Annotated in this window: 7 protein-coding genes; 3 read left to right on the top strand and 4 right to left on the bottom strand. The window is 52.6% G+C overall.

Annotation, left to right across the window (positions count from 1 at the left end):
- Window positions 1–72: 72 nt before the first annotated feature.
- The 4 genes from rfbB to rfbA form a co-directional block, all read right to left on the bottom strand.
- Complete coding sequence (rfbB, locus tag DWZ15_RS10045; RefSeq protein WP_118450777.1) at window positions 73–1,092, bottom strand: dTDP-glucose 4,6-dehydratase; 1,020 nt, start codon at window positions 1,090–1,092, stop codon at window positions 73–75.
- A 75-nt stretch (window positions 1,093–1,167) separates the two neighbouring features.
- Window positions 1,168–2,142: a hypothetical protein gene (locus DWZ15_RS10040; RefSeq protein ID WP_070097171.1), complete on the bottom strand. Its 975-nt coding sequence runs from the start codon at window positions 2,140–2,142 to the stop codon at window positions 1,168–1,170.
- A 9-nt stretch (window positions 2,143–2,151) separates the two neighbouring features.
- Window positions 2,152–2,589, bottom strand: coding sequence for a DUF4869 domain-containing protein (locus tag DWZ15_RS10035; protein WP_118450779.1), 438 nt, complete (start codon window positions 2,587–2,589; stop codon window positions 2,152–2,154).
- Window positions 2,590–2,684: 95 nt separating this feature from the next.
- The gene (rfbA, locus tag DWZ15_RS10030) at window positions 2,685–3,584 is read right to left on the bottom strand and encodes a glucose-1-phosphate thymidylyltransferase RfbA (protein WP_118450775.1); all 900 of its coding nucleotides are present in this window, start codon (window positions 3,582–3,584) and stop codon (window positions 2,685–2,687) included.
- Window positions 3,585–4,165: 581 nt separating this feature from the next.
- On the opposite strand from rfbA, the gene DWZ15_RS10020 reads away from it, so the two are divergent.
- From DWZ15_RS10020 to DWZ15_RS10010, 3 genes are all read left to right on the top strand, one after another.
- Complete coding sequence (locus tag DWZ15_RS10020) at window positions 4,166–4,591, top strand: hypothetical protein (protein WP_055252554.1); 426 nt, start codon at window positions 4,166–4,168, stop codon at window positions 4,589–4,591.
- A 426-nt stretch (window positions 4,592–5,017) separates the two neighbouring features.
- On the top strand, window positions 5,018–7,444 hold the full coding sequence (locus DWZ15_RS10015; protein WP_158572525.1) for a glycosyltransferase: 2,427 nt from the start codon (window positions 5,018–5,020) through the stop codon (window positions 7,442–7,444).
- A gap of 976 nt (window positions 7,445–8,420) precedes the next feature.
- Window positions 8,421–8,978 carry a phosphatidylserine synthase gene (locus tag DWZ15_RS10010; protein WP_118450774.1) on the top strand — a complete coding sequence of 186 codons (558 nt, stop codon included), beginning with the start codon at window positions 8,421–8,423 and terminating at the stop codon, window positions 8,976–8,978.
- Window positions 8,979–8,995 lie beyond the last annotated feature (17 nt).

The following is an 8,995-nucleotide window of genomic DNA, read 5'->3' as shown; positions in this document are numbered from 1 at the left end:
GGCCGCAGGGTCATCCCCATGCCCTGCGGCCCCGCGCGGGCGCCCCGCGGCGCGGTTCGCCGGGATGCGGTCTTACTGGCCCTGGGCCCTGTACCTGGCCTCGGTGGCCTCCTTGGCCGGCCGCCACCAGGACTCGTTGGCGACGTACCAGTCGATGGTGGCCTTGAGGCCCCCGACGAAGTCGGTGTGCGCCGGCCTCCATCCGAGCTCGCGCTGGAGCTTCATCGAGTCGATGGCGTAGCGGCGGTCGTGGCCGGGACGGTCGGCGACCCAGTCGAAGTCCTCGGGGTCGCGGCCCATGGCCTCCAGGATCATGCGCAGGACGGTGATGTTGTTCTTCTCGCCATTAGCCCCGATGAGGTAGGTCTCCCCCGTGCGGCCCTTGGTGAGGATGTCCCAGACGGCCGAGGAGTGGTCCTCGGTGTGGATCCAGTCGCGCACGTTCTCGCCCTTCCCGTAGAGCTTGGGGCGCACGCCGTCGATGATGTTGGTGATCTGGCGCGGGATGAACTTCTCCACGTGCTGGTAGGGGCCGTAGTTGTTGGAGCAGTTGGAGATCGTGGTGCGCAGGCCGTAGGTGCGGGTCCATGCGCGCACGAGCATGTCGGAGCTGGCCTTGGTCGAGCTGTACGGCGAGGAGGGCTTATAGGGCGTCTCCTCGGTGAACTTGGCCGGGTCGTCGAGCGCCAGGTCGCCGTAGACCTCGTCGGTGGAGACGTGGTGGTAGCGGATGCCGTATTTCCTCACGGCCTCCAGCAGGCGGAAGGTGCCCTCCACGTTCGTGCGCAGGAACGGCTCCGGGTCGGCGATGGAGTTGTCGTTGTGGCTCTCGGCGGCGTAGTGCACGATGGCGTCGTGGCCGGGGACCAGCCTGTCCAGCAGCTCGGCGTCGCAGATGTCGCCCACGACGAGCTCGACCCTATCCTCGGGCAGCCCCGCGATGTTCTCGGGGTTGCCGGCGTAGGTCAGCTTGTCCAGGACGGTGACGTGCACCTCGGGGTGGTTGTTGACCACGTAGTGCACGAAGTTGCTGCCGATGAAGCCGCAGCCGCCCGTGACGATGATATTCTTGGGTTCGAAAATCTCAGACATGAAAATCCAATCTGAAGCATGTACAGCTTCTTTAGTATGCCGCAGGAAGTGACGCCGCGACGCTATTCAACAAAACTATCGGACATTTCGGCATGCGATAAGAGCCATAACCTTCGCAGAATTACCTCCTGTACAAAACGCCTCCGAAATGCAGTCTTTGTCGTAGTGAAAAACCGAATCCCCAGTTATTTCACGTAAGTACTTATAGAAGAAATCCTCCCAGCTTTTAAACTTCTCACTGTTTACAAAGGCTTCTGGGGTTTCCAAAACCGTCTTAACATCTAGCTCTGAAATTACGCCGGAGCTCAGTAGAAGCCACTCGAATGATTCGGGAAGACAAACCGTAACAGTATCGCGGTGAATGTCTTGCAGCTTAAGGACGCGGTCCGCATAGCACCCAAATGCCGCCCCGTCCGCGACAACAAACACGCGATCGTCGAGATGCTGATCCAACCAGCCCAAAATCGCGCTGTTCGTCATGGCCGAAGTACAGGTAAGCTCACTGTCAGCGAAATGCCGTTCAAAGAACTGGAAACCAGACTTACTGTCCTCGCATAGAAGGATAGAAAAGTCCTGTTTTGGCGCCGACCGGGAAATAGCATAACGATGATTCCCGCGATCTTGATAAACAGGGACGAAAGAATGGTATTTTCCGCTCGTCTTAATCTTGTAAATCTCATCCACGCTATACGGAAGATTGGGGAAATCAGCCCTTGAGATCAGCACGAAATAATTCGAGGAATACAGCACATGATGGGCAAACTCATCAGAATGGATCTCTTTTAAGCCCTCATCGACAAATACAATCGAGTCATGAACGGACGAAAGCTGGTTTCGCCAATCATAATCGGTCAGGGCGACACAGGGACAATCGCATTGCAAGGAAACGCCCGACTGCTCGCCCGTTCGCATGTAGTCTGCGACCATGTCAAACAGTGTCGTCTTACCCGTGCCACTATCGCCACGCACAATAGTGATGTTCCGCTTGATGGTAAATGTGTACTTAGTTCCCCTGCGGCGGGAAATCTTAACGAGATGCGAACCGTTCATAAGCAGTACCTACAGATACGGAATCGACTCGTGAATCAATTCGGCCATGTTGTGAACGATTCGGCCGCTATTCACGACTTTAATTTTAAAATCCTCGCGACCAAAGTCCATCACATGATAGAGATTCACAACAAGCTTGCGGTCTTTCGCCATGTCGAGAATCCACTTGGCACAGTTGTCACCACAGGTAGAAGCGTTAAAAATTTGCTTACGATCAAATCTCATAAGCAGCAGCGATTTCACGCCACCAGAAAGCTGGAGTGGGGAGATGAATCCAAGCACAGGGCTTTCGATGACGTTTTCGGAGACAACATCCGATCGATCAACATCTTTAATTATCGAGACTGCATAGGGATCCGTAATCCAAGAAGACCGGTAAGAGTTTTTGAAATATGTCGCTGTGTTGTAAATCGCTTCTGGCATATCGCCAAAGTAGACGCTTAACACATCCACTCCCAATCATATTGTCTTTATGGTCAACGTAATCATAACGAAAGGGGCCACCAGATAAACGGTGACCCCTAAAAGAAAACAAGCTTGCGCTAGTACTCGCGCGGGCTGTTGACGATCTCGCCGGCGGCGACCTTCTTCAGGTGCCGCCCGTAGACCGACTTGCCGTAGGCCTTGGCGGCCTCCTCAAGCTCGGCGGTGGAGATCCAGCCGTTCTCCCAGGCGATCTCCTCGGGGACGGACACGGGCAGGTCCTGGGAGTGCTCCACGGCGCGGACGAACTCCGCGGCCTCGTGCAGGCTCTCCATGGTGCCGGTGTCCAGCCACGCGTAGCCGCGGCCGAGGGTCACCACGGACAGCGTCCCCTCCTCCAGGTACATCTGGTTGAGCGTGGTGATCTCGAGCTCGCCGCGGGCCGAGGGCCTCACTTCGTGCGCCTTGGCTGCCACGTCGCCCGGGTAGAAGTACAGGCCGGTGACGGCGTAGGAGCTCTTGGGTTCGGCGGGCTTCTCCTCGATGGAGACGGCCCTGCCCTCCCCGTCGAACTCCACGACGCCGAAGCGCTCGGGGTCGTCCACGTGGTAGCCGAAGACCGTGGCGCGGCCCGACTCGGCGTTCTGGACGGCGCGCGTCAGGTGGCGGGACAGGCCGTTGCCGTAGAAGATGTTGTCGCCGAGCACCAGCGCGCACGGCTCGCCGGCGATGAAGTCCTCGCCGATGGTGAAGGCCTGCGCAAGGCCGTCCGGCGAGGGCTGCTCGGCGTAGGACAGGTTCACGCCGTAGCGCGAGCCGTCCCCAAGCAGGCGCTCGAAGTTGGGCAGGTCGGTCGGGGTGGAGATGACCAGGATATCCCGGATGCCCGCCAGCATGAGGGTGCTAAGCGGGTAGTAGATCATGGGCTTGTCGTAGACCGGCAGCAGCTGCTTGCTGGTGACGAGCGTGAGCGGGTACAGACGCGTGCCCGAGCCACCCGCGAGGATGATGCCTTTCATAGGTTGGACCTCCAGAGTTGGGTGTACACAGATGATATAAGTATACGCGAGGCCGAACCTAGGTTGCAGAACTGCACAAAAGAAGGACGGAGAGAGCCAAGCATGCAGCCTCTTTGGTTCACGTCCTTACGGACCACAAGACTCCAACCATTGGACCATATTTGGTCCAATGCGCTGTTCAGTTAGCCATTGACACAAACACGCACTACAGGGTCGCGGACGAGCTGGATGAGGCGGTGGGCACATAACGGCGTGCGAGGTGACGGAGCGCCTCTACATCCACTCGTACCAAAACCTAGGAGACGGGGAGGTTGCTGGGGTCATTGAGCGAAGGGACGCCCTCTCGTCTCGAGGGACAGACCCCGAGGAGATATGGGCGAACTCGTTTGCCGCCGCGCTCCTCATGCCGGCACAGGTCGTAGCGAAACTCTGGGCGGGCAATTGTAGCATCGGTGAGATGACGGACATACTCGACGTATCCGTAACCGCCGTGGGCCATAGGGTGGAAAACCTTGGGCTGCGATAGCGCAGACCAGCGCGGAAGCAGGTCACCAAAAGGGACACAAGAGGCAATCGACCTCATGGGTTCGGCACAAAGGAGAGCAAACGTCTTCCCCATCGAAAGCGCCCATTTAGACGAGGTCAGGGTCGAATGCTCGAGCGAGGAGCGGGAACGGCGAGCCAAGGCGGCCCAGGCCGAGAGCGTGGTCAAGAGGATGGAGGCGGAGAACGACCTTCGGTCCGAACTCGGAAAGGCCGCGCTCAAGTGCGTCAAGTGGCAGCTGGTCGCATGCAACACCCTCGTCGTCGCGTACACCGCCCGTCTCATGTGGCTGCAGCGCGAAATCCCTACCGAGGTGATAATTTCCTGGATGGGCGCGACGACCGCCGAGATCATCGGAATACTCTGGGTGATAGCGAGGAGCCTGTTTCCGTTCCAGGACGAACACAGGTCCGCAGACCTGGAAAAGAGTGGCGGCGGCCGAATCGGCCACCCCAGGAGATAAGGGTCGCCCCAATGGCGGTTCTTTCTTTACGGAGGGGGCCGGGGGATTCGAACCCCCGGGCCTAGGACACACCTCGCACGTCACGTCAATCCGTTCGTTGGGCGCAGCCCCCGCCTAGGACCCTTGCAGCCCCTCCAACAAACAAGACAACTTTCATAATAACCCCCTTGAAGTCAATGGACCCGAAATGAGCAACGACTAGGAAGCAGAGCGCCGCGAGGACAATAACCTGAACCTCAACAGCGACAGAAAGCGTGATGTACGTAGATGTCCTCTTCGATGTTAACACAGCGGAACGGAGCGTCTGACGAACTCATAGCGACACATCTAAGAATGCCAGAAATCACGGAACTCCTCTCTGCATTTATAGCGAGACATGAAGTGAATAAGTACAATGAGCAGTGTCCAACAAACGAAAGGCAAACAATGCGAGTCGAAACAACCGGAGTATGCAGAGGAAACTGGAAAATCTACCAGCAACTTAAAATAGAAGGCATCCATGAAGGCTCCAGCATAAAAGCTCAAGCGGCAACGGATGACGACCGCCGCTTACCTTTGTCTCTTCTAAAATTCAAGGACAATAACGGCGAATCGAACTCATACGTTCTTGTAATCCCCGACCCCGATACCCGAGCCATTAAAATTGAGTTTAACGAAATCGGCAAAGACGGTTGCAACCTGAGCAGCGACTCCCTTTCGCTCAATTGCAAGAACATCAAATGGGAGTCGCGTCTTAACTACAAAATTAAACCTGACATGTGCAGCAAACTCCGAAATTACGATGACGTTTCAGAGTTTGAGATGGCGACGATTGATTTTTGGCAGTGCATCGAAGATTCAAACGAGTATATCCTGAGGTGCACGGTTAGAACACCGTACCGCAATGACTCGCAAATCAAACTTCGCTGCCTCGACCGGTTCCTCAATGAGGTTGGGCTGAGCATAGTCAATTTCGGTTCAAATGTAACGAGCGTTGGATTTACATCCGAGAAAAAGCAACTTGAAACGCAGCTCTCGATCCGCATGCCAAAGGCGTTTGATCGTTACTATTTTATTATTGACGATCAAAATCACCCATCATTCAGTGCATTTGACTGCTTAACGCCTGATAAATTAGGCTTGCTTCTTGAGGAGACCAACTTCCTCTTTACCCATGCGCAGTTTGACCCTGAATACCCCGAATGGTTTACAGAGCATAAGGCAACCATTGGTGCACTGGAGAAGCAGAGAAAAATCGTCTTCAATAGCGCTCCGAAATTCAGCATCATTGTCCCTCTTTACAACACGCCCATTTCGTTTTTTAACGATATGGTCGAATCCGTAAAAAACCAGTCTTATGCAAACTGGGAGCTCCTCCTAGTTAATGCAAGCCCTGACAATCAGGAACTAAAGGCTCGCGTTGAGCATGAGGTAGCCCGCGACAACAGAATTAAATCAATTACCCTTGCCGAGAATAAGGGCATTTCCGAAAACACAAATGCCGGAGTAGCTGCTGCTTCGGGCGATTTCGTCAGCTTCTTTGACCATGACGACATCCTTGAACCGGATTTGTTGTTCTCGTATGCCGAGGCAATTGAAAACAATGATAACGTTGATCTTCTTTATTGCGATGAAGACAAACTCATGCCCGATGGAAAGCTGGCACAGCCGTTCTTTAAACCGGATTTCAATATCGATTTACTCAGAAATAATAACTATATATGCCACATGCTTACCATCCGTAAGTCCCTTCTTGACACTCTAGAACCGAATACGAAAGAGTTCGATGGAGCCCAGGATCATAATTTGACTCTCCGGGCCGTTGAAAAGGCAAGGAATGTCCACCATGTTGCAAAAGTTCTATATCACTGGCGCCTAAGCGAAACATCAACCGCGGCTAATGCCGACAGCAAGCCGTATGCCACTATCGCAGGAATCAAAGCAGTTCAGAATCATTTGGACAGGCTTGGGCTCAATGCAAAGGTTGAACAGGCACGTCGTCCCTTTACATATAAAGTAACCTATGCCGCGCCAGATTCCCATCCGCTCGTTTCGATCATCATTCCAACCAAAGATTACGCTAATATCCTCGATAACTGCATTACGTCAATTGTCGAGAAATCCACATACGACAATTACGAGCTTGTGATAATCGAAAATAACAGCACGGAAAATGCGACGTTCGAGTATTACGATAAGTTACAAGCCAAATACCCTGATATCGTTCGCCTTGTTACCTGGGAGCACGAATTTAACTTTTCCAAGCTCATGAACTTTGGAGTGGCCCGTGCCAAGGGAAATTATCTCTTGCTGCTGAATAACGACACCGAAGTGATTACGCCCAATTGGATTGAAACTATGCTTGGCATCTGCGCACGCGAGGATGTTGGCGCAGTTGGTGCAAAACTCTACTATCCCGACAACACCATTCAACACGCTGGCCTATGCGTCACGGGCGGCGTGGCAGGACATCTCTGCCAAAGCATGCCAAAAGACAACTGGGGCTATTTTGCACTCAACGATGCGCAGCAAGATTTCAGCGCCGTCACGGCGGCTTGCATCATGACCAAACGAAGCGAATACGAAAAAGTCGGAGGTTTCACCGAAGAGCTTCAAGTCGCATTTAATGATGTTGACTTTTGCCTAAAGCTTCGCGAGATTAACGATCTGATTGTATACACGCCCGAAGTCGAGCTGTATCATTACGAGTCAATTTCTAGAGGCGTTGAAAACAACACGGACAAGCAGATTCGCTTCCACAAAGAGGTCGCGTACATGAATTATCGCTGGGCAAACTACTATGTCGAAGGCGATCCATACATGAACCCGAATTTCACCGTGGGAGAACCTGGAAATCGCTATTACCACTTGTGAGATCTAAATGCAGCCTCACAATAGGTGCAAGCAATATCATTGCATATAGATAAGGGGGACGGGGCCTCCATTCCCCCGCCCCCCCTTATTGCGGCGACATAATTGTGAGTTACTGATTCCTTTTTCTGTATTTAGAGAAAGGAATCTCATTGACTGAGTAATCGTCTTTCTCCGTACCACTTATAACGCGCTTCAGTACCGCCATTCAAAAACGTGAAAATTGCCCTTCAGTACCGCCAGCGGCGCGCTTGAGTACCGCGCCCCAGCGGTCCGCCGCCTATACACTCGAAACGCCATACCATTAGTCGAGAGAAAGGAACAGATTATGGCAAGAAGGTGATTTCCGACGTTGATGACCTGCAAGCTTTCTCTGGAAAAGTTGCCCCTCTATACGATATGCTTCTCTCAAACAGAAAAGAAATTGTCGCTCTCATCGAGCTTCGTGACACTCTGCTGTCTAAACTTATGTCAGGTGAATTCGATGTCTCTAGTGTTGAGCTTTAAGGATAATTTCAGGCGGTGCCGATGTACTCAGTAAATGGTGTCGACTTGCAGAGCAGTGAGCTTGAGGGGTTGAATCTGCTAGTTGCGGCTGAGGGGGAAGTGAGGGTAGCGGTTTTGTTGCCGAGAATCACCTTCATCTCACGGGCGAGAAGTACTGTTTCATCGAAAAGTATATTGAGCTCTACAACGGCCTACACGAAGCGGGCTTGATAAAAGGCCATGGTAGCGATGGTGGATTCCTCTTTGGGGGAGTCACTCAAAGAGGATTTAATTTCGTAGATGATTACGCCACCGTTGTTGCCCTGAACAAAGAGGAGAAAAGGTAGCAGAAGCTTCATGATTACAAAATTGCTGCATTCGGAATTATCGGAGGCTTATTGAGTGGTGCGCTCGAAAGCTGGATGGTTGAGGCACTCAAAAACATCCTTGCTCCATGCAGCTAAATGCCTAGTTTCTTATGTTGGAGGATGTAATGGATGACGAATTATTCGTAAGGACTATGATTGAGGTCTTGAAATTCGATAAAAAGTATTCAGGGAAAAAAGACGACTTATTGCCCATACTCAGAAGAGTCACGCTGAATAGAAAACCCCAATGGGGGTTTGTGCGGCATGGGCGCCCTAATCAGCGATACGAAGATATTGAGCTGCGCATACCCGTACCCCTTCTGAATGAAGCCAATAATCAATATGACGATTTGTACGACATAATCAATTACGTGTACGAAGAAAGCGATGAGTATGCTTTAGGAGAATTGACCCTTCGCCCAAAGATTATTCAATCCGAAGATGTTGAATACACGGAACATGATGTCGTGTTTACCAATATTCAAGAAGAAATTATCCAAGGTATCCGGGATGCGCGGTATTCCATCTGGGCTGCAGTGGCATGGCTGACCAATCGGGCCTTTATAAATGAGCTCAGAGCAAAAAGGCAGCAAGGCGTTTCCGTGAGATTGATTGTCTCAGACGAGGATGCCAATCGTCCTTACTATGGCCAGCTGTTAGCGCCGGGCGATTTTAGCCGCTAATAGTCAAACGATTTTGA

The organism is Collinsella sp. AF29-7AC (genome assembly GCF_003475665.1).
In the GTDB taxonomy this organism is placed as follows: Bacteria; Actinomycetota; Coriobacteriia; order Coriobacteriales; family Coriobacteriaceae; genus Collinsella.
This window is presented reverse-complemented; position numbering and strand designations above follow the sequence as displayed.

Bases quoted from the DNA above. Each gene is read 5' to 3' on its own strand.
- rfbB (WP_118450777.1), bottom strand. From the start codon at position 1,092: ATGTCTGAGATTTTCGAACCCAAGAATATCATCGTCACGGGCGGCTGC.
- DWZ15_RS10040 (WP_070097171.1), bottom strand. From the start codon at position 2,142: ATGAACGGTTCGCATCTCGTTAAGATTTCCCGCCGCAGGGGAACTAAG.
- rfbA (WP_118450775.1), bottom strand. From the start codon at position 3,584: ATGAAAGGCATCATCCTCGCGGGTGGCTCGGGCACGCGTCTGTACCCG.
- DWZ15_RS10020 (WP_055252554.1), top strand. From the start codon at position 4,166: ATGGGTTCGGCACAAAGGAGAGCAAACGTCTTCCCCATCGAAAGCGCC.
- DWZ15_RS10015 (WP_158572525.1), top strand. From the start codon at position 5,018: ATGCGAGTCGAAACAACCGGAGTATGCAGAGGAAACTGGAAAATCTAC.
- DWZ15_RS10010 (WP_118450774.1), top strand. From the start codon at position 8,421: ATGGATGACGAATTATTCGTAAGGACTATGATTGAGGTCTTGAAATTC.